This window comes from Halomonas sp. PA16-9 (assembly GCF_009728585.1).
Lineage (GTDB): Bacteria > Pseudomonadota > Gammaproteobacteria > Pseudomonadales > Halomonadaceae > Vreelandella > Vreelandella titanicae.
Genome location: NZ_CP040451.1, coordinates 3,136,972 through 3,158,491 on the forward strand (window position 1 = coordinate 3,136,972; position 21,520 = coordinate 3,158,491).

Consider the following 21,520-nt stretch of genomic DNA (forward strand, 5'->3'; position numbering starts at 1 on the left):
CTCGCCTTTCCTTCACTGCCCGGCCATGGCACACCGCTGGCAAGGCCGGGCAGTTTCGCAGGACATCTTTCATGTTTACCACGAATGCTTCGCGGGGCTTGCCCCGCCACCGCTCCCGCCATGTGGCCGAACGCTATTCCCGCTGGGCAATGCGCAGCTTGATCGGGCTGATGGTACTGGCCCTGCTTTGGCTGGTGATGGCCTTTTACATGCACGGCCAGTGGGTATTTGCGCTGCTTTTTTTGGTGCTTGGCACGTCGCTGGGCGTGGTGTTCAGCCGACGTTCGCTGATGAGCCACCGGTATATTTTCCCTGCCGTGGCCGGGCTTGGCGTGTTTGTCATTTTCCCGCTGGTGTATACCGTCGGCATCAGCTTCAGCAACTACAGCTCGGACAATCTGCTTAGCCAGGAGCGCGTACGCGCACAACTGACCAATCAAACCTACCAGGCAGAAGGCGCTGCTTTTCCTATTCGCTTTACCAGGAAGGCGAGCTGGTGCGCCTTTACCTGGAAAGCGACGCCCCTGCGGGCGACAACGACCGGCTACTATCCGCCGCGCTCAACCTAACTAACAGCGAAGTTCGTCACGTTCCAACCCAAGCCGTAGACACCCCGCCCGAAGGTGAGCCGCTTCCCATGCGCGCAGCCATCCAGGCCCGCGACGCCCTCCAGGCGCTGCGCCTGCAAACGCCCGGGGCACCGAGCTGCGCATGGCGGGCCTGCGCCAGTTCGCGCCAATGATCGACCGCTATGAGATTCGTGACAACGGCAGCCTCTACGATCGGCAGGAGGATCAGGTGCTGACGCCGGACAACGATATCGGCTTTTTCGTCACCGAAAACGGAGAACGCATCACCCCCGGGTGGCCGGTGAACGTGGGCTTCACCAACTACACCAAGATTTTCACCGACCCGGATATTCGCGGGCCGTTTATGCAGATTTTTGTCTGGACCTTCGTATTTGCCGGGCTCACCGTACTGTTCACCCTGGCCGTGGGGTTTGTCCTCGCCTCGCTGCTGCAGTGGGATCAGCTAAAGGGCAAGGCGGTATACCGCACGCTGCTGATACTGCCCTACGCGGTTCCAGCGTTCATTTCGATCCTGATTTTCAAAGGCATGTTCAATCAGCATTTTGGCGAAGTGAACATGATTCTGGAGGCGCTGTTCGGCATCAGCCCGGCATGGTTTACCGACCCCTGGCTCGCGCGAACCATGCTGCTGATCGTCAACACCTGGCTGGGCTACCCTATATGCTTCTGCTGTGCATGGGGCTGATTCAGTCGATCCCCGGCGATCTTTACGAGGCCTCGGCGGTAGACGGCGGCGGGCCGATCACCAACCTGATGAAGATCACCCTGCCGCTGATCATCAAACCGCTCACGCCGCTGTTAATCGCCGCCTTTGCTTTTAACTTCAATAATTTCGTGTTGATTGCGCTGCTCACCGGGGGCAGCCCGGACATTCTGGGTGCCAGCACGCCCGCGGGCACCACCGACCTGCTGGTGAGCTATACCTACCGCATCGCCTTCCAGGATGCCGGCCAGAACTTCGGCCTGGCAGCGGCGATTGCCACGCTGATTTTCCTGCTGGTGGTAGGCATGTCGCTGCTTAATTTACGCCTTTCCAAGGTTAAGGTTTAGGAGGTTTACGATGGCGATGGTTCAACCCCGCTCCATTCGCGCAAGGCGATGGGGCGCCCATATGGCGCTGATCGGCTTTGTGTCACTGATCGTGTTTCCGCTGCTGTTGGTGATTTCGATCTCGTTTCGTGAGGGCAACTTTGCCTCGGGGAGCTTGATCCCCGAGCGCTTCTCGTTGGAGCACTGGTCACTGGCGCTGGGCATTCCCTGGGAGCGCCCGGACGGTAGCATCGTCCAGCCCCCCTTTCCGGTACTGCTGTGGCTGTGGAACTCCATCAAAGTAGCAGTCGTGTCATCGGTATTAATTCTTATGTTAGCAACCACCAGCGCCTACGCTTTTGCCCGTATGCGCTTTAAGGGCAAGGAGCCGCTGTTGAAAGGCATGCTGATTTTCCAGATGTTCCCCGCCGTGCTCTCGCTGGTGGCGCTCTACGCGCTGTTCGACCGGCTGGGTCAGTTCGTCGGCTGGCTGGGGATCAACACCCATGGCGCGCTGATTGTCGCCTCGCTCGGCGCGGTAGCGCTGCATATATGGACGATTAAGGGCTACTTCGAATCCATCGACGGGTCGCTCGAAGAAGCCGCCATGGTGGACGGGGCAAGCACCTGGCAGGCGTTTCGCTACATCCTGCTGCCGCTGTCGGTGCCGATTCTGATGGTGGTGTTCATCCTGGCCTTTGTGATGAGCATCATGGAGTACCCCATGGCGTCGGTGCTGCTAGTGGATGAGCATAAGCTCACCCTGGCGGTGGGCGCCCAGCAGTACCTGGCCGACCATAATCAGCGCTGGGGCGACTTCGCCGCTGCTGCCGTGCTCTCGGGGCTGCCAATCACTGTGGCCTTCCTGATCTGCCAGCGTTGGATTATTGGCGGGTTAACCGCCGGGGGCGTTAAAGGTTAATTTAGTACCCGGTGACAACAAAGCTACTCTCGCTTGGACGATATGCTGACGACCGGCTCCTTTGGGGCCGGTTTTTTAGCCTAACATCATTTTTTTAGGAGAATTTTACAGACTTTTCGTAATTGCCATGGTGAGATACCCCCCTGAACATTAGGGCAATTTAAGAGCGGAAATATGACCATTTTTCCCAGCAAGCTTTACTACCGAGACGCTTACCGTAACTGGTCGCAAATATTTAAAATCATGGCGGTATTGTGGTTAGTGCTTGCCATGTTTATGGCGATCCCCTGGGTCGTATTGCTGGTAGAAAATGACCCAGATGCACCTGCCTTTGGTGTGTCTATTTTGATTGTCCTCAGCGCCACTCTCACCACCTGGTTTCTCACGCGCAAGGTGTCGCTAGAGCTCAAGCCCTGGCAAATGTTTGTACTCACTGCGGCTAGTTGGGTAAGTATTACTGGCTTTGCGAGCCTACCGCTGATTTTAGGCGCGCCTCAGCTAAGCATCAATAACGCCGTCTTTGAATCCGTCTCCGCCATTACCACCACCGGTTCGACGGTAATGGTGGGGATTGAGCATTTATCCGACGGATTAAAACTGTGGCGTGGCTTAATGCAGTGGATGGGCGGCATCGGCATCATCGTCATGGGCATTGCCATTCTGCCGTTTCTGAAAGTGGGCGGTATGCGGCTATTTCATACCGAGTCTTCCGACTGGTCGGACAAAGTCATGCCCCGCACAGGCGGCATTGCCAAAGCGACGCTCAGTATTTATGTAGCCCTAACGCTTGCGGCCATGGTGAGTTATTGGGCGGGAGGCATGCTACCGCTTGATGCCGTTGTGCACGGCATGACGTCCCTGGCTACCGGTGGTTTTGCTAACTCGGATGCTTTGGGGCTTACGCCGAGCAGCCATGGCTACTGTGGATGGGCAGCTTTTTTATGCTAAGCGGGGCGCTGCCGTTTGTTTTATATATCCGCTTTATTCGTACATCCCGCACCGCTCTGTGGAAAGACCAGCAGGTACGCGGACTTTTAAAGCTGTTACTGGCCGCGATTGTAGTGCTTAGCGGGTGGCGGGTGCTGCAAGGCGATGATTGGTTTGTTTCCCTTACCCACGTCACGTTTAACGTGATTTCAGTGGTGACCACCACCGGATACGCCTCTGACGACTACACGCTATGGGGCGCGTTACCGGTGACTGCTTTTTTCTACCTCACTTTTGTGGGCGGCTGTAGTGGCTCTACCAGTGGAGGTATGAAGATCTTCCGCTTTCAAATTGCCATGCTGATGCTGCTCAACCAATTGCGTTATCTCATTCATGCCAACGGCGTGTTTACTACTCGCTACAACCACCAGCCGGTCACCAGCGACATTTCCAGAAGCGTGGTGGCCTTCTCGTTCTTCTTCTTTATTACCATTGCGGCACTGGCCCTTAGCCTTTCGGCACTTGGGCTGGATTTAGTTACCGCTATTTCTGGTGCAGCCACTGCGGTGGCCAACGTTGGCCCCGGCCTGGGCGATATCATTGGCCCAGCGGGTAACTTTTCGTCGCTACCCGAGGCGGCAAAATGGCTGCTGTGTATCGGTATGTTGATGGCCGCCTGGAAATCTTGACGGTGGTCGTGCTGATGACGCCGATGTTCTGGCGCCGCTAGTTTTTTCAGGCACCTATTGTTTTTTTCAGGCACCTAGGACGTTGCGGGTCGCTGCGCTGGCTCTACCAACAGCCGATAGCCGACCCCGGCTTCTGTTTGTAGCAGTACGGGTGTTTGGGGGTCATCGCCGAGCTTTTGGCGCAGGCGGCTGACCACAATACGCAGGTAATGGGTGTCGTCTACATGGGTCGGCCCCCATACTTCTTTAAGCAACTGGGTCTGAGTAACAACACGCCCGGCATAGCGGCAAAGACGGGTAAGCACGGCGAACTCTTTGCGGGTCAAATGGACACCTTCCTGGTGTAGAGAAACCTGCCTTAACTCAAGATCGATCACCAGCCCCTGGCTAACATAGTAGCTAGCGGCCACCTCTCCCCTCGCTTGTTGCGCCTGTCGCTGTACGGCCCTGACGCGGGCAAGCAGTTCTTGGATGCCAAAAGGTTTGGTAACGTAATCATTGGCGCCGTTATCCAGCGATAAAACTTTCTCCTCCTCCTATCCCGCACGGATACGACAATTACCGGTACAGCGCTGTGCTCCCGGATACCCTGTAGCACCTCATGGCCATCCATATCGGGTAGGCCAAGGTCGAGTAGCACGACGTCGGGCGCTTGGGTATAGACCGCCGCCAAGGCCTGCTCACCGTTCTCTGCCTCCAGTACAGCGTAACCTTGGGAAGCTAGGCTGATACGCAGAAAACGGCGTATTTGCTGTTCGTCGTCAACAATCAGAATGCGCCCACTGCCTTCACTCTTCATCTACACTCCTAATATCTGCGCCCAACAGTGGCAGGGTAATAATAATCGCTGTGCCCCGTCCGCTTTCGCCGGTGTCAGCGTTAATCGTGCCGCCATGGGCGCCAATCATGCCACGACAAATGGCCAAACCGAGGCCACTGCCATGGGCACTGCGGTCGCCGTCGCCGCCGCTGTAAAACATATCAAATACCTGCTCACGCAGCTCGGGGGAAATTCCTGGGCCTTGGTCTTCAATGGTGATCACCAATGTGGCTGGCTCACTTTCATTAAGGTGGGCCTTGATCAGCAGCTCGCCCCCGGGGGGCGAGAAGCGCTGGGCGTTATCCAGCACGTTAACCAGCGCCTGTTCCACCAGCGCGGGATGAACGTACAACAGTGGCAGCGTGGTGGGCCACTGTTTGCGCACCACGACGTGTTTTAGCGATTGCCCCAGTCGCTTCAGCGCTGAGTTGATGACGTCGTCAAACGACACCCAGTCACGCTCTATTTTCAACGTGCCATGCCCCAGCCGCGTCATATCGAGCAGGTTTTGAATATAGCGGTTGAGCCGCTCGCTCTCGGATAAGATACCGTCCAGCAGTTCCCGCTGATCGTCTTCACTGAGCTGGGGTTTTAGCTCAATCAATGAGCTGGTGGCGCCAATAATAGATGACAGCGGCGTGCGCAAGTCATGAGAAACCGACGAGAGTAACGCGGAGCGTAAGCGCTCGTTCTCCTCGGACACGCGCGTTGTATTCAATTCGGCCACCAAACGTGTGCGCTCAAGCGCCATGCTGAGTTGGCGCACCAGGGTGTCAATCAGCGACTCACGCTCATGGTTGAGCGCCTTTGGGCTTGCCGACAGTTTGAGTGCCAGCATCCCCACTTTTTCTCCCTGCACCGCCAGCGGAAGTAAGCGCCACGCCTGCTGGCTCAACGTTTGAGTGCCCTGACCGCTGGTTTTTTGGTGCTGCCAACTCCATACCGCTGCCTGCTTGGCAGTCATGTCCAAACGCTCGGCATCCGGCAGTGCGTAGACCACGCGCACCTCGCTAGCGCTTTCCGCCGTTTCAATAAAGATAACGGGGACTTCAAAACACTGCACCAGCGTATCGACACCCACTTTAGCGGCGCTGGCACTGTCGGTGGCGGTGGAAAGCTGCTCGGCGTAGCGCAACAGAAGCTGGGTCTGGTCGCGGCTGGCCCGCAGTGCGACTAAGCGCTGGCGACCACGACCCGCCAGTTGCCCCACCACTAGCGCTACCAAAAAGAAGAACACCACCGTCAATAGTTGCCCCCGCTCCACCATGGCAAAGGTCAAACGCGGCTCTGTAAAGAAGAAGTTAAACACCAAAAAGCCCACCACGGCACTCAACATGGCCATAGCGGTGCCCGCCCAGATAGCGCTGAACAGCACGGCGGCTAAAAACACCAGCGACAGATTGGCAAGCTCCAGCCAAGGTTCTAGCAGGTGGGCGATTCCCAATGAGGCCATCACCGCCAAGCTGGTGGCGAGTAGTTGAGGTGGACGCACTCTCCAGCCAGGCTGCCGCTTACGCCTACCTTGCTTCACGCTCCCCTGCGCTACTACCACGATATCAAAGACATCGGTATGCCCGATCAAGCGTTGGGCAAGCGGCCGCGACCAGGGCCACCAGCGGCGCTTGCCGTCGCGGCCCACCATAATTGTGGTGGCATTAATCGAGCGGGCGTAGTTGATCACTTCACCTAGCTGGCTATGCCCCTGCAAGCGAAGTGAATCGCCTCCCAGGCGGGTCACTAGGCTAAATATTTTCTCAACCGTTAGCTGCTGCTCGGGCGAGGCGACACCTTTATCTACATAGACCGCCCGCCATACGGCCAGTCGCCTCTCGGCCATTCGGTGGGCTGCGCGCACGAGGGACACATCGTCTTCACTCCCGTTAACGACCACCAGCAGGTGTGGCCTTACCGGCCAAGGGCCTGCCCTACCGCTGGCATCCATGGCCACTTTTACATCGGCATCCACCCGCTCAGCCATGGTTTGAATCGCCAGTTCGCGCAGCGCATTAAGGTTCGACTCGTTAAAGTAGCCCTCCATGGCGGCGCGTGCCTGTTCCGGGATATATACCTTGCCGCGTCTTAAGCGTTCGAGCAGCTCCTCGGGGGTTAAATCCACCAGCGATACATCCCGGGCGCGCTCGAGCAGAGCATCGGGAACGGTTTCGCGCATGCGTATGCCGGTAATCCGGGCCACATCGTCGTTGAGGCTTTCCAAATGTTGGACGTTCACCGTTGTCCAGACATCGATCCCCGCATCCAGCAACTCCTCGATATCCTGATAACGCCGTGGATGTCGGCTGCCGGGGATATTGCGATGGGCCAACTCGTCTACCAGCAGAATAGCGGGCTTCCGCTCTAGAGCCGCATCGATATCGAATTCATAAAACGTTCGGCCATGGTGCTGTAAAGGGGCCAGTGGAATACGTGACAGCCCATCACAGAGAGCTTCGGTGTCGGCGCGCCCGTGGGACTCCACCACGCCAATGACGATATCGTCCCCCTCTTCTGCCCGCTCCCGGGCCGTGCGTAGCATGGTGTAAGTTTTGCCTACGCCGGGGGCGGCTCCCAAAAATACACGCAAACAGCCGCGCGCCTCTCGGCGCGCGGCTTTTAGCAATGCATTGGGATCGGGTCGCTGATCCGCTGAATACATTTAGCTACTCCACAGGGGTAACGGACGACGTGGTGGCGACGGGAAAACGCTCATCCAAACTCACATTCAATCGCAAAACGTTGACCACTGGCGACCCCAGCCAGCCCGTGTTTTCAAGCGCTTGGTCGATCAGCTCAGTGACGCTAGCTTCGTCGATTTCACGCGCCTGCGCTACCCTTGCGACCTGTAATTCGGCGGCTGGTAACGAGATATGCGGGTCAACCCCGGAGCCCGACGCGGTGATCAGATCAACCGGGATTTGATCGACGCTGACGCCTTCCCGCTGAGCAATTGCCTGGGCATCGGCCTGGGCACGCTCACGAAGCGCTTCGTTGCTAGGTGCCAGATTAGAGCCCGAAACCCCGCCCGCATCATTACCCGCCGCTGACGGGCGACCGATAAAGTATTCATCGCTGACAAAGGTTTGCGACACCAGGCTTGAACCCACTACCCGACCACCGGCGTCGCGAACCAAGCTGCCTTGCGCCTGCTCAGGAAACAACCAGCCACCGACCGTTGTCGTCACTAAGGGGTACACCAGCCCAAGCAGAACGGCCATCACCATCATAAAGCGCAGCGCATTGCCCCAAGTGGCTTTTGCCTCAAACGTTGGTGCCTGCTGCGCTTCGTCATTAATCGCCGTGGGATCTTTAATACCTATATTCATGACGCTTCTCCTAGATAAACAGCGCAATCAGCATGTCGAACAGCTTGATGGCAGGAAACGGTAGTAGCAGACCACCAAGACCGTAGATCAGCAGATTGCGGCGCAATAGTACCGTCGCCGAAGCGGCCTTTACGGACACGCCACGCAGCGCAAAGGGAATCAATGCAGGGATAATCAGCGCATTGAACAGCACGGCTGCCAGCACCGCCGTAGTGGGTGAATGCAGGTTCATTACATCCAGCACGCCCAGCGCCGGGAAACTTGCCGCAAAGAGTGCCGGTAGAATCACGAAGTACTTAGCAACATCGTTCGCCAACGAGAACGTGGTCAGTGCGCCTCGTGTCACCAGCAGTTGCTTACCAATTTCCACCGCGCTGATTAGCTTGCCGGGATCGGAGTCCAGGTCGACCATATTGGCCGCTTCGCGGGCGGCTTGGGTGCCGGAATTCATGGCCAGACCAAGGTCAGCCTGGGCCAGCGCCGGTGCGTCATTGGTGCCGTCACCGACCATGGCCACCAGTCGGCCACTGGCTTGCTCTTCGCGAATCAGCGCCAGCTTACGCTCAGGCGTGGCCTCAGCAATGTAGTCATCGACTCCTGCCGTGGCGGCTATGGCCGAGGCGGTAATCGGGTTGTCACCGGTGATCATCACGGTTTTGATGCCCATGGCACGCAGCTCGGCAAACTTCTCCGCGATACCGCTTTTGATCACGTCAGACAGCGCTACCACGCCCAGGATCTGCTGGTTTTCCGCTACCGCAATGGGGGTGGCACCATCCCGGGATATGCGCTCAATGACCTGGTTATAATCGCTGGGGATATCGCCGCCCTGCGCCCTTACCCACTCGGCGATGGCATTAGGGGCACCTTTACGTATTTTTTTACCGCTGGTTAGGTCAACCCCTGAAAGCCGGGTTTCAGCGCTGAAGGCTTCAAAGGTAGCGCCATCGGCTTCTTCACTGAGCTGCATATCCACACCCTGCTCGGTGGCGAGCGCCACAATCGAGCGGCCTTCCGGCGTGGGGTCTTCCAGGGAGGTCAGGAACGCCGCGTCGCGTACCTTGTCCCGCGGCACCTGCTGACAGGGTGCGAACTCCGTCGCGCGGCGGTCACCCAGGGTAATCGTGCCGGTTTTATCCAGCAACAGCGTGTCGATGCTGCCGGCAATCTCCACCGCCTTACCTGACTTGGCGACCAGGTTGGCCCGCATGGCGCGCTCCATACCGGCAATACCAATGGCGGGCAAAAGACCGCCAATGGTGGTAGGAATCAAACACACTAATAGTGCTACCAGCATGACCGTCGAGGTTTCTACTCCTACGAAAGCGGCCATGGGCACCAGCGTGACCACCACGATCAGGAACACCAGGGTCAGCATCGCCAGCAGCACCGAAAGCGCCAGCTCGGAAGGCGTTTTCTGACGGCTAGCGCCCTCTACCAAGGCAATCATACGATCCAGCAGGGATTCACCGGGATTGGCACTGACTTCAATAATCAGCTGATCCGAGAGCACTTTGGTGCCCGCACTGACGCCGCTGTTATCGGTGCCCGCTTCACGCAGCACCGGCGCGGACTCACCGGTTACCGCCGACTCGTTGATAGACGCCGCACCCTCGACGATATCGCCATCTGCCGGAATCAGCTCACCCGCCACCACTTTCACTCGGTCGCCTTTACGCAGTGAGTCGGCGGTCACGGCGCTGGTGGTGCCGTCAGCGTTTAGCTTAGCCGCCTTGAGCTCCCCTTTGGTTTTGCGCAGCGCGCCAGCATGAGCCTTACCCCGGGACTCGGCCAGTGACTCCGCACCGGTGGCAAACAGCACGGTGGCGAGCAGCAGTAGCGCAATGGTGAGCGCAAAGCCGCCGTTTTCGCCCTGGGCGAAAGCAATCGGCGTTAGCCCGAAACACACCACCGTACCAATGGCGACCACCGCCATAACCGGGTTGCGCGCCAGTAGATGGGGCGCAAGCCCTTTCACCGCGCCGGTGACAACCTGGCCAATGGGCAGCGAACGACGCGGCTGTTTAGCAAGCTCTGTATGTGACATCTCTTTTCTCCTAGAAGCCTTGCACGACGGATTCTGCAATTGGGCCAAGCACTAACGCCGGTAAGAAGCCAAGCAGGTTGACGATCACAATCACCCCTGCGGTTAAGCCCATAAAGGCGGGGCTATCCATGGGCAGGGTTCCACGCCCCGCCGGTGCCGTGCGCTTAGCGGCCAACCAACCGGCTACCGCTAATGGCACTAGCATGGGTAAGAAGCGGCCAATCAACAGGGCGACCACGCAGGCAATATTCCACCAGGTTGTGTCATCGCCCAGCCCTTCAAAACCAGAGCCGTTATTGGCAAACGCGGAGGTAAATTCGTAAAGCACTTGGGATAAACCGTGAAACCCCGGGTTTGAATTGGCTGCCGCGCTTGGCATCGCCACGGTCAGCGCACTCAACCCTAGGATGACCAGCGGCTGAGCCAGAATCGCCAGTGAAATCCAGCGCATCTCGCGGGTTTCTAACGGTTTGCCAAAAAGCTCGGGCGACCTACCTACCATCAGTGAGCCAACAAAGGCCGCCAACATCAGGTAGAGGAAGAAACCAATTAACCCGACGCCCACGCCACCGAAGGTCACGTTCACGAACATATCCATCAGCAGCATCATGCCGCCCATGGGATTGAAGCTATCGTGCATGGCATTGACTGAGCCGTTGGAGGTTTGCGTTGTCCAACTGCCCCACAGGGCGGAAAGGTCAGTGCCAAAACGCAGCTCCTTGCCTTCTAAATTGGCCCCGGCTGAGAGAGCTCGGTCAAAGCAGCATTGGGCATGCGTTCTGAATAGACCACCACAGACGTGGAGATCAGTGAGAACGCGATCATTACGGCGCCAATGCCCGTCATTAGTCGGCGTCGGCCACTAATCAGAGCAATCGCAATGAGCAGCGCCACGGGGATAATCGTCAGTGAAGCGGTTTCGATAACGTTCGCCAGCGGCGTGGGGTTCTCAAGCGGCACGCTTGAGTTGGGCCCGTACCAGCCACCCCGTTGGTACCCAACTGCTTGATCGCCACCATGGATGCCACCGGGCCTAAGGGAATCGACTGCACTTCTTCCACCTGGGGATCCAGCATCTCTACCTGGTGGGCGGCCTGATAGCTGGCCGGTACGCCCTGCCATGTGAGCAACAGTGCGACTACCGCTGCCAGTGGCAACATAACGCGCACCAGGGTACGGGTAAGGTCGTGGTAGTAGTTGCCAACGCCTTTTAACACCTTGGCAGGTTTAGCGACTAATAAAGTGCGGGCAATGGCGACCAACACTGCGAGCCCCGTGGCGGGGTTAAGAACTGCAGCGTGACAATGGCGAAGGTTTGGCTTAAATGCGAAAGCTGCGCTTGGCCAGAATAATGCTGCTGGTTGGTGTTGGTAGCAAAGGACACCGCTGTATGCAGCGCCGTGTCCCAAGGCATGCCAGGTATGCCGTCCGGGTTGAGTGGCAGTAGGCCCTGACACATAAACACTAGCCATGCCAGCAGTATCAAGCCCACATGCAGCTTCAGGATGGCTAACGCGTACACTTGCCACGTCATGGCATGTTGACTGTTAACGCCCGCCAACCGATAGATTGGCTTTTCGATCACGCCAAATAGCGTGTCGAGACGGTTCGACTGGGCACCTAGCGAATGGGCAATGTAGATACCCAGTGGTACGCTAAGCAGAGCCACGAGGGCGTAAATAGCGATCATATCGTTCATGGTGATCTCCTAAAAACGCTCGGGCAGATAAGTGCGTAAAATAGATACGCCGCTGTGCCGGTCGCGATAATTAGCAATGCAATATTCATGAAAGTGCCTCCTTTGATTGGCACCTTGAGCTTAGAGATTGCAGGCGTAAAAATTCGATGGCGTTTAAGGCGTTAGCCGTCAAAAAGACGTAAAAAAAGCCTTTTTCGTCGGCCAAAAGTAGATCTGAAGCTCACTACCCTCGACAGCTTCCCCTTGGATAGGTGAGTATCTGCATTAACATGTCGCCGGAGTGACCTAACGACTAATGAAAATTATTATTCTCGGCGCCGGCCAGGTCGGCGGCACACTGGCTGAACACCTCGCCCGCGAGGAGAACGACATCACCGTCGTTGACACCGACGCCAAAAAACTGCGCGAGCTGCACACCAAAATCGATATCCGCACCGTCACGGGGCAGGTTCCTACCCGATGTGTTGCGTCAGGCTGGCTGCGAAGACGCCGATATGTTGATCGCGTACCAACAGCGACGAGATCAATATGATCGCCTGCCAGGTCGCCCATACGCTGTTTCGCACCCCGACCAAAATTGCCCGGGTGCGCGCCACCGCGTATTTGACCCGTAAAGGCCTTTTTGCCCATGAAGCGATCCCCATTGATGTACTGATCAGCCCCGAGCAGGTGGTCACCGATCATGTACGTCGCCTGATTGAGCATCCCGGTGCCCTGCAGGTGCTGGAGTTTGCCGGTGGCCTGGTACAGCTGGTGGCGGTGAAGGCGTTCTACGGTGGCCCGCTGGTGGGTCAGGACTTGGCCTTTTTGCGCCGCCATATGCCCAACGTGGATACCCGCGTAGCCGCCATTTACCGTCGTAACCGACCAATTATCCCCCGTGGCGATACGGTCATCGAGGCTGACGACGAGGTGTTCTTCCTTGCCGCCCGCCGGGATATTCGCGCGGTAATGAGCGAGCTACGCCGGGTCGAGCGGGACTTCCGCCGGGTAGTGATCGCCGGGGGTGGCAATATCGGCGAGCGGCTGGGACACCTGGAGCATAGCCACCAGGTCAAGATCATCGAGCACAGCCTGGAGCGCTGCACTACCCTCTCTGAGCGGCTGGATCGCACCGTGGTGCTCCATGGCAGTGCCACCAGCAAGCGTCTGCTGGAAGAGGAGAATATCGAAGAGTGCGATATCTTCTGCGCGCTGACCAACGACGACGAAGTCAATATCATGTCGTCGCTGCTCGCCAAGCGTTTGGGGGCGAAGAAGGTGCTGACGCTGATTAACAACGCCGCTTACGTGGATTTGGTGCAGGGGGGCGAGATCGATATCGCTATTTCTCCCCAGCAGGCGACCATCGGCAGCTTGCTCACCCACGTGCGTCGGGGTGATATCGTCAACGTTCACTCGCTGCGCCGGGCGCCGCCGAGGCCATTGAAGCCATCGCCCACGGCGATAAGCAGTCCTCCAAGGTGGTCGGGCGTACCATCCGCGAGATCGACCTGCCCGAGGGCACCACCATCGGTGCGATTGTGCGCGGCAAGGAAGTCATTATCGCCCACGGCGACGTGATGGTTGAGAGCGGTGACCACGTGATTCTATTTGTGATCGACAAGCGCCGCATTCGCGATGTGGAGCGCCTGTTCCAGGTCGGCTTGACGTTCTTTTAACTGGCGCTTTTGAGTGGCTAAATCTCGACCGCGCGGCCAATAAACTCAATCGGCCCGGTGGGCAGGCCGGTTGGTGAGCCGGTTTCGTCTTCCAGCGTTAGCTCAAATAGCTGGTTATCCTCAAGAGGCGGCAGTTCATCCAAGCGCAAACGGATCGGCTGCCCTGGCTCCACTAAACCCAGCGATACCGGGGCCTGCCACTCATCTGCTTTGGTCCAAAACTCAAGCGCTTTACCTTCAGGTACTTCGAAAGTACCCAATGGGATCAGCTCGATTTCCTGGCGTGATGAGGCCTGCACTACCCAACCCGCTGACTGCGTTTGCGGAGCAAGCAGAACCACCATGTACTCGGGGGTCGTCGGTTCAGTTACTTCATTGGCCAGCATCACGCCCAATACTAACGCCGCCGCTAAGCCAAACCCGGCAGCGCCGCGCCAAAGCGGCAGGCTGTGCAGCATGCGGCGAGGTCTTGGCGGCACGACAGAGGCAGGTCGAGCACGCTTAGCAAGCGCTTCCCGTGACGCTAAGCTGCGCTCAATACGCGGCCATAAATTGTCAGAAGGCGTTACCGGGTCGGTGATAGCGGTATAGGGCAAGAAACGCTCTTCCCAAGCCATCACGGCTTGTTGCAATTCAGGCTCGTTAGGTAGCCGGGCCTCTAGCGCCTTACGCTGCTCTAACGAAAGCGTACCCAGCACGTATTCACCCGCTAAAGTATGGTCGTCTTGGTGTTCGTGCTGACTGGGGCGGCTCATGCCATACACTCCCGTAGGCGCAGCAAACTGCGTTTGATCCAGGCTTTTACGGTTCCCAGCGGCGCGCCGGTATGCGCCGCAATTTCCGCATGACTCAGGCCGTCAACATAGGCATGGAGTACGCAGTTACGCCGCTCCGGCTCAAGCGCTTCCAAACAGCTATCCATCCGCTGGCCGGTTTGCCAATCGAAAGCTTCATCGGCAACGGAGGCGTGCTGAAAATGTTCATCGAGATCTAATTCGGTGGGATCGTGATTATCAAAAGTGACTTCACGGTCGCGATAACGGATAGCGTTCAGTGCCAGGTGACGCGCCACGCTAAATATCCACGTCCGCGCGGATCCTTTGGCGGGATCAAAACTATCGGCATGCTGCCAAATATTAAGACAGGCATCGTGGACAATATCCTCGGCCATACCACGATCCTTGACGATTCTTATGACGACGCCTAATAGTCGGGCACCTTCATGAACATAGAGTTGCTGCAAGGCGTCATGCTCGCCACGGGCACAGTTGGCTAATGCCGCAGCATGATCAAATTCTGAATACACGTCAGTCAAACCCTAGCTCCCTGGTGACGGCACCGACGCCAGTCGTCGTTCTCAGAGACAGCATAGCCGCTGGGGACTCGACAGACGAGCCCCCAGCGGAATTAACATTCCAGTCGACTTATTCAGCAACCCAGAAGATATAGTCCGCCTGGTAGGTCACTACCGCGGTGGCTCCGTCGTGATCCATATCGCAGGTGACGTCCGGGGCAACGCCACCCTGGGTGTTCAGGCGCTGAATATAACTAACACCGCTCATAGCGCCTTCGCCTTCAGCCGGATTGGCTTCCACCAGTTGAAGCGGGATGTTGCCATCACCATTGGCAGCCGTGGCTAGCTGAGTGCCGGTAATTTTTGAGCCATCCAACGCTTCCCAGGTGGCTGGCGGGCCGTAGTAGCTTCCTACTTGTGTGCCTTCGCTGTCGTTAAGCGCCGCGTGGGGGCCTTTGAATACCCAGCCCATGTTGCCGTCGTCTTTGGCTTCGCACATGTAGGTAATAGCGCCAACGCCAACGGTTTCGAGGGCGACAGCATTACCGTCCGGCACCTGAACTTCCGCGGGCGTCATGTCTGCCAGCGCGACGTGACTGAAGGATGCAATCAAGGTAGCGGCAAGTGCTGCACGCGTAAGAGGTTGGATGGTCATTTTCAGTCTCCTAAAAGGTTTTTTATCAGCCGCCTTAAATAGCGCCTGTATAGGGATTACCCGCGAGGAGACGTATTGGATGCACTTTTATTGAAAAAAATAAGATGGGCGATTATTGGCTTACCCCATCTACCACCACCTGCCGCGGGCAGGCACCCCTGTAGATCAAAAAGATGGCAATGCTGGCCCGCTAAACCCAAGTCGATCGTTTGGCCTTCGGTTAGTTGCGTTAAGCCATCCAAACGCTGGGTTAAGGTAGCGTCTATACCGTCTACCTGCAGATGCGCCAGGGTTTCGTAACCCAGCTTTTCCGCCACCATTAATCTCGCTGTCAGCCGAGCCTCTGCCTGTTCAGGCGATACAAAATCTTCCGCCCGCAATCCCAAAGTGGCGCCATCTCCTGAATGGAGGTGCTTGCCATTGACCGCCACCGTCAGTGTCTCCCCGTTAGGCAGACGCACCACCGTTTGGCGCTCACCTGAGTCGACTACCGTGACCGGGAAGGTATTGATGCGCGGCGAGCCGATAAACTCCGCTACCTCTAAGGTTTTGGGAAAGTGATAAAGCGAGAGCGGCGCGCCTACCTGGGCGATTCTTCCCCGGGAAAGCAGCACAATGCGGTCAGCCAGCGTCATCGCCTCCACTTGGTCGTGAGTCACGTAGATCATGGTGGCGTTCAAGCGCTTATGCAGCGCGGCAATCTGCACCCGCATATCCACCCGCAGCGCGGCGTCCAGGTTGGAGAGCGGTTCATCAAATAGAAACACCGCCGGTTCTTTTACCAGGGTGCGGCCAATGGCTACCGCTGGCGCTGGCCACCGGAGAGGTCTTTGGGCTTTCGCTCCAGGAGCTCGGTGAGGTGCAGCATCTCAGCGGCATGCTGGACGCGGCGGCGAATCTCCGCCTTGTCAGTCCGCGCCAGCTTCAGGCCAAACGCCATGTTCTCTGCCACGCTCATATGTGGGTAGAGCGCGTAAGATTGGAACACCATGCCGATGTCCCGCTCCTGGGGCGGAATCTCGTTGATCCGCTGATCATCCAGCTGCATATCCCCTTCGGTAATATCCTCCAGGCCCGCAATCATGCGCAACAGGGTGGATTTACCGCAGCCGGAAGGCCCGACAAACACCACAAACTCGCCATCTTCGATGGTGAGATCGATATCCCGGGAGATTTCCACTCCGTCAAAGGATTTACCGATGCCGCTTAGGGTTAAACGTCCCATGGCGTGTCCTCCTGGGATTGCGGGCAACGGGCAATCGCCACGCCATAGGGCGGAAGGGACAGTTGAGGTAGCGTCAGCGCACCCTCCTGCCACTCACCGTTAAGCCACGTGGGAGCACCGGCGATAGCTTCAGCGCCCTCAGGTGCTGCACGGGTACCGTTTGACCGCTAAAATTGAGTGCAATCAGTAAGCGCGTTTGCTGGTAAGTGCGCTCCAGGCAAAGCACCTCATCTCGCACCGGGTGGTAGAGCACATCGCCTTTTACCAGCGCAGACTGGGTGCGGCGGAAGGCTAAAAACCACGGTAAGCATTGAGCAGCGAGTCAACATCATCATCCTGCTGATCAACCGCAAGACTTGCATGGCTTCAGGCACCGGCAGCCATGGCGCGGCGCTGCTGAAGCCTGCATGGCGAGCGTCCGCCCCATGGATGCGGGGTGCGGCAGCCATCACGACCTTTATAGGCCGGCCAGAAGTAATACCGGCAGGATCAACCAACTGCTCAAAGGTTAGCTGAGCTTCGGGCAGGCCCAACTCTTCACCTTGATAAAGGCATACGCTACCCCGTTGGGTGAGTAGAAACACCATATACAGGCGCAGCTTATCCAGCTGCCCTTCCGCCTGCCAGCGGGTCGCCAACCGTGTGACATCGTGATTACCCAGCGCCCAGCAGGGCCAGCCATCGCCAATACGCGCTTCCATTTCGGTCAGCGTTTCATGCAGATAACTGGGGTCGGCTTTATCGGTCAGCAGGTTAAACGAGTAACACATGTGCAGCCGCTTGCCGCCCTGGGAGTACTCTGCCATCACGCCCAGCGCGTCGTCATCACCGACTTCGCCCACGCTGGTGGTGCCGGGTATTCATCCAACAGAGCGCGCAGCCGCTCCAGAAACACAAGATTCTCCGGCTGGGTTTTGTCGTACTGGTGGAGCTGGTAGCCGTAGGGGTTGTCGGGGCGAACGCCTAGAAAACTTTCGGTAATCTCCTGGCGCGGCGGGTTATCCTTTAGCTCGCCATGGGTGCAGAAATTAACCGCATCCAACCGAAAGCCATCCACTCCCCGCTCTAGCCAAAAGCGCACTTCCTCCAGCATGGCATCTACCACGGCTGGCGTGCGGAAGTTAAGATCCGGCTGGCTGGCCAGGAAGTTATGCAGGTAATACTGGCAGCGACGAGTGTCCCACTGCCAGGCACTGCCGCCAAATACCGACTGCCAGTTGGTCGGCGGTGCGCCGTCGGCTTGGGGGTCGGCCCATACGTACCAGTCAGCCTTGGGGTTATCGCGGCTCTGGCGGCTCTCTTCAAACCAGGCGTGCTGGTCGGAGGTGTGGGACATCACCTGATCGATCGTCACCTTCAGCCCCCTGGCATGGGCGGCCTCCACCAAACGGTCGAAATCATCCAGGGTGCCAAACATCGGATCAACATCGCGATAGTTGCTGATGTCGTAGCCGAAGTCTTTCATCGGTGAGGTAAAGAATGGCGACAGCCAAATCGCATCGACGTTAAGCGAGGCGATGTAATCGAGCTTGTCGATCACGCCTTTTAAGTCGCCAATGCCATCGCCGTTGCTGTCCATAAAGCTGCGCGGGTAGATTTGATAAATCACGGCGCCGCGCCACCAGTCGGCCCCTTGGCTGCCAACGTAGTGGGAAGTAGAGGTTGTCTGCATCATTGTTTTGTCCTTGCCATAGTTCTTGTCACAGTTCTTGACATAGTTCTTGCTGGTTACTTGGCATGATGCAGGGTTGCTCACAAGATAAAATCCTCCCCCCAGGGTGACTCTGGGCGTAGGCGTTAGGAGTAGCCCGTCTGTCGACTTATTCCCCCTGAATATGCGCCAGCAACTGTCCCGCCAGGGCAATCGCTTCGTCGCGGCGTCGAATATTCTGCTTTTGATAGAGGCTGCGGATATGGGTTTTGATGGTGGTAGGCGCCACCGACAGCTGCTCGGCGATCTGCTCATTGGAAAGCCCGGCATGAATCAGCCCAGGATTTGCCACTCCCGGCGAGTGAGCGGCGAAGTGCGGATCAGCTCGGGGACATCTGGCCGGGCGACAATATCAGCGATCACCGTTTCATCCAGCATTAAGCGTCGGGCGCTGCCAAAATCCTTCTGGCGCCCCGCAAGCGACAGCAACCGCTCTGCCCTCGCCTGCTCTAAGGCATCCAAGGTGCCGCTGTCGAGCAACCGATTGAGCAACTCCCCAAGGGGTTTGCCCAGTCGCAGAAAGCTGCCCACCAGGGCGGTGCGGGAAGCCAAGCTCAGCGCTTGATGCATATGCTGGCAGGCATGCTCTTCTCTTCCTGCATACCACGCCGCTGCCGCGAGACAGATCTGGTTGCGGTTGGCATCCGTGACCAGCCCCAAGCGCTGAGTGTGCACTTCAAGGGCCTCTAATAGCATGCAGGCTTCATCAAAGCGTCCCAGTAGCGTGAGCGCCCGGGCGTGGTTGCGCACATTGCACTGGGAAAAGTGGTTGGTGGCCCCTTCAGTAATGGGGGACGGCGCTTCCTGGCGCCAGCGCTCTACCGCATCAAGATCCTGGGTGGAGTGCCACCAGGCCAACAGGGTAGCGTGAGCATTCGCCACCCAGTCAATATGGTAATCCCCTTCTGCGAGAATTTTGCGCAGCCGCCGAATATGGTCAGCGCACTGGGCTTGGTCGCCACGGCTTTGGGCGATTTTGGCCAGTTGGATATGACACTGAAGTGTCCAGCGCTCCCCCTGGTTATCCAGCACGGCGATGCCTTTCAGCGCGGCCTGCTCGGCTTCATCCAGCCGGTGCCACTCCCAGAGTACCTGACTGCGAATGCGGTAGAGAAACTCCGCCACGGGCAGGTGCTCAAGCTCCGCGCGCTCCAGGTGGGCAAAGGCGCGCTCCTGAATATCGTAGGCGGCCTGTAGGCGCCCTGAGCCACCAGCGTCTCCGACTGATGGCAAAACGACCAGAGCAGCAGTTGATGATCGCCACGCTGGCGGGCCTGACGCTCTACCTCGCGCACCCGCTGCAGCGACTCTTCCAAATAGCCCAGCACAAAGCGCGCCTCGCTTAAGATGGCAGTGGCAGTCAGCGGCGTGGAAGCTAAATAGCGGGCGGGCACGGCTAGCGCTTGCTCGGCCAGCGGTGCGGCTCGCTCGGCATCGCCCTGGTTAATCGCTAACTGGGCGCGCAGCGTAGCGAATTCAGCGCTGAGCAACTGCCACTCTGACGCGTGCAACTGTGCTTCAATCCAGCCAATTACGCGTGCGGTAATATCAAACTGAAACTGAGCATGGGAGACCCAGCCATAGAGCAGCGTGTGTTCCGGACAGGTAGAGAGCCGCGGCTCACCGAGCAGGGCGAAGCCCTTGGCCAACAGTGAATAGGCGCCGCTTGCCAGCAAGGCGGGTCCATGGGCGGTCAGTAGGCTTGCCACATCATCGGGGGCCTCGGCGAGTATCGCCTGGCGCAGAGCCATCACCGGATCGTTCAAGGCTAACCACGCCTGGCTTGCGCGCTGGTGCAGCACGCGCTGGGTGGCCAAACTAAGCTCATGACGGCGATGACGGAGGTACTCGCCAAACAGTCGTTGAAAGCGGTACCACTGAGCATGCGGGTCTGGGCGTTCAATAAATAGCCCCGCTTGTTCAAAGGCCTCCAGGCGCTGGGTCAAGCGCTCCCCTTCCAGTAGTCGGGCCATAAGCTCGGGGGAAAAGCGCTCCAGTACCCCCAGTTGCAGCATTAGCTCTCGCTCTTCCAATGGCAGTGCAGCGGAGAGCAGTTCGTCAAACCAAGCGGCAAAGTCTGGGTGGGCACCACTTAACCGGTCAACCAGGGCGTCAAACCCTGCCCGCGTGGTGGTGCGCTCTACCAGCCAGCTCAACGCCATTACCCAGCCACCGCTTCTGCGCAGTGCACGTTCCAGGCTGACTCGCGTGGGGGGAAAGCTCAACTGTTCGGCACACAGGGTTTGCGCCTCCTCGCTGTCAAAGGCCAACGCGTGAAGGTCGATCTCTTCGAGTTCACCTCTTAGCCGCAGGCTTGCCAAACCCAATGCTGGCCTTGAGCGGCTGGCCAGCGTTAACGTTAGCCAAGGCGGCTGATGACGCAGCCAGTGGGCGATCCCAGCTAAGATATCCGGGTGGCTAAGGTGCTCAAAATTATCCACTACCAAACGACACGGCGAGCGCTGCTCAGGCAATTCGCCAAGCCAGCGCTCTAACTGCTCCACGCAGTCTCCATCGTCTGCCACGGGTGAAAGCCGTATGTGCTCGATTAACAGTCCATCGAGCGCTGCCTGCCAGTAGGCTAAAAACCGCGCGGGTTGGTTGTCGCGCTGATCCAAGCCTAGCCAAGTGGCCTCTTGCTCCAGCGCGGTCAGCCGCTCAGCCAGCAGCGTGGTTTTGCCATAGCCTGGAGGCGCCTGCACCATCAGTAAGCGGACACGTTCATCTAACCCGAAACGGTCATTAAGGCGCGGCCGGGCCACTACACCAAGCGGTAGCGGCGGCGCTTTTAATTTCTCTTGCAGTAGTGACATAAACGCTCCTGAGCAACCCTGCTAGCCCTCCATAAATACTATTCACAAATTCTTTTAAAGCTATAAAAAAGCCCGCGACATGTCGCGGGCAAAGTGCATTGGAGAAGAAACAGTTAAA

General features: G+C 57.9%; 12 protein-coding genes and 6 pseudogenes. 4 read left to right on the forward strand and 14 right to left on the reverse strand.

The annotated features are described in order from the left end of the window. The first annotated feature begins 71 nt into the window (after positions 1-71). The 3 genes and pseudogenes from malF to FDY98_RS14670 all read left to right on the forward strand — a co-directional run bounded on the left by malF (position 72) and on the right by FDY98_RS14670 (position 4,198). A pseudogene (gene malF, locus FDY98_RS14660) lies at positions 72-1,640 on the forward strand (maltose ABC transporter permease MalF). A 10-nt stretch (positions 1,641-1,650) separates the two neighbouring features. Further along, complete coding sequence (malG, locus tag FDY98_RS14665; protein ID WP_027957650.1) at positions 1,651-2,541, forward strand: maltose ABC transporter permease MalG; 891 nt, start codon at positions 1,651-1,653, stop codon at positions 2,539-2,541. 243 nt (positions 2,542-2,784) lie between these two features. Then, positions 2,785-4,198: pseudogene (locus FDY98_RS14670) on the forward strand (TrkH family potassium uptake protein). 33 nt (positions 4,199-4,231) lie between these two features. On the opposite strand, the gene FDY98_RS29565 reads toward FDY98_RS14670, so the two are convergent. The 6 genes and pseudogenes from FDY98_RS29565 to kdpA all read right to left on the reverse strand — a co-directional run bounded on the left by FDY98_RS29565 (position 4,232) and on the right by kdpA (position 12,043). Beyond that, the gene (locus FDY98_RS29565; protein ID WP_442907928.1) at positions 4,232-4,567 is read right to left on the reverse strand and encodes a winged helix-turn-helix domain-containing protein; all 336 of its coding nucleotides are present in this window, start codon (positions 4,565-4,567) and stop codon (positions 4,232-4,234) included. After that, complete coding sequence (locus tag FDY98_RS29570; RefSeq protein WP_442907929.1) at positions 4,531-4,956, reverse strand: response regulator; 426 nt, start codon at positions 4,954-4,956, stop codon at positions 4,531-4,533. The genes FDY98_RS29565 and FDY98_RS29570 overlap by 37 nt, the downstream gene beginning before the upstream one ends. After that, positions 4,946-7,630: a sensor histidine kinase gene (locus FDY98_RS14680; protein ID WP_027957653.1), complete on the reverse strand. Its 2,685-nt coding sequence runs from the start codon at positions 7,628-7,630 to the stop codon at positions 4,946-4,948. Before FDY98_RS14680 ends, FDY98_RS29570 begins: the two co-directional genes overlap by 11 nt. Before the next feature lie 4 nt (positions 7,631-7,634). Further along, positions 7,635-8,297 (reverse strand): potassium-transporting ATPase subunit KdpC, encoded by a 663-nt coding sequence (gene kdpC, locus FDY98_RS14685; RefSeq protein ID WP_081742538.1) that lies wholly within the window; start codon positions 8,295-8,297, stop codon positions 7,635-7,637. 10 nt (positions 8,298-8,307) lie between these two features. Beyond that, on the reverse strand, positions 8,308-10,344 hold the full coding sequence (gene kdpB / locus FDY98_RS14690; protein ID WP_027957654.1) for a potassium-transporting ATPase subunit KdpB: 2,037 nt from the start codon (positions 10,342-10,344) through the stop codon (positions 8,308-8,310). A 10-nt stretch (positions 10,345-10,354) separates the two neighbouring features. Beyond that, positions 10,355-12,043: pseudogene (gene kdpA, locus FDY98_RS29575) on the reverse strand (potassium-transporting ATPase subunit KdpA). A 295-nt stretch (positions 12,044-12,338) separates the two neighbouring features. Here kdpA and trkA point away from each other — a divergent pair. Next, positions 12,339-13,704, forward strand: a pseudogene (trkA, locus tag FDY98_RS14700) (Trk system potassium transporter TrkA). Positions 13,705-13,721: 17 nt separating this feature from the next. On the opposite strand, the gene FDY98_RS14705 reads toward trkA, so the two are convergent. From FDY98_RS14705 to malT, 8 genes and pseudogenes are all read right to left on the reverse strand, one after another. Beyond that, a complete protein-coding gene (locus FDY98_RS14705) occupies positions 13,722-14,459 on the reverse strand; it encodes an anti-sigma factor (RefSeq protein WP_027958700.1) in 738 nt (245 codons plus the stop codon). Further along, positions 14,456-15,010 carry a sigma-70 family RNA polymerase sigma factor gene (locus FDY98_RS14710; RefSeq protein ID WP_231500656.1) on the reverse strand — a complete coding sequence of 185 codons (555 nt, stop codon included), beginning with the start codon at positions 15,008-15,010 and terminating at the stop codon, positions 14,456-14,458. The genes FDY98_RS14705 and FDY98_RS14710 overlap by 4 nt, the downstream gene beginning before the upstream one ends. Positions 15,011-15,128: 118 nt before the next feature. Continuing rightward, the gene (locus tag FDY98_RS14715) at positions 15,129-15,653 is read right to left on the reverse strand and encodes a DUF3455 domain-containing protein (RefSeq protein ID WP_009287082.1); all 525 of its coding nucleotides are present in this window, start codon (positions 15,651-15,653) and stop codon (positions 15,129-15,131) included. Positions 15,654-15,765: 112 nt separating this feature from the next. Next, a pseudogene (gene ugpC, locus FDY98_RS14720) lies at positions 15,766-16,878 on the reverse strand (sn-glycerol-3-phosphate ABC transporter ATP-binding protein UgpC). A 227-nt stretch (positions 16,879-17,105) separates the two neighbouring features. Then, positions 17,106-17,720 (reverse strand): alpha-amylase family glycosyl hydrolase, encoded by a 615-nt coding sequence (locus tag FDY98_RS29580; RefSeq protein WP_442907930.1) that lies wholly within the window; start codon positions 17,718-17,720, stop codon positions 17,106-17,108. Then, entirely contained in the window at positions 17,684-18,553 is an 870-nt protein-coding gene (locus tag FDY98_RS29585; protein WP_442907931.1) for an alpha-amylase family glycosyl hydrolase, read from the reverse strand. Before FDY98_RS29585 ends, FDY98_RS29580 begins: the two co-directional genes overlap by 37 nt. Positions 18,554-18,698: 145 nt before the next feature. Continuing rightward, positions 18,699-18,881 (reverse strand): LuxR C-terminal-related transcriptional regulator, encoded by a 183-nt coding sequence (locus tag FDY98_RS28210; RefSeq protein ID WP_340146572.1) that lies wholly within the window; start codon positions 18,879-18,881, stop codon positions 18,699-18,701. Continuing rightward, a pseudogene (gene malT / locus FDY98_RS14730) lies at positions 18,863-21,402 on the reverse strand (HTH-type transcriptional regulator MalT). The gene FDY98_RS28210 and the pseudogene malT overlap by 19 nt, the downstream one beginning before the upstream one ends. Positions 21,403-21,520: the final 118 nt, after the last annotated feature.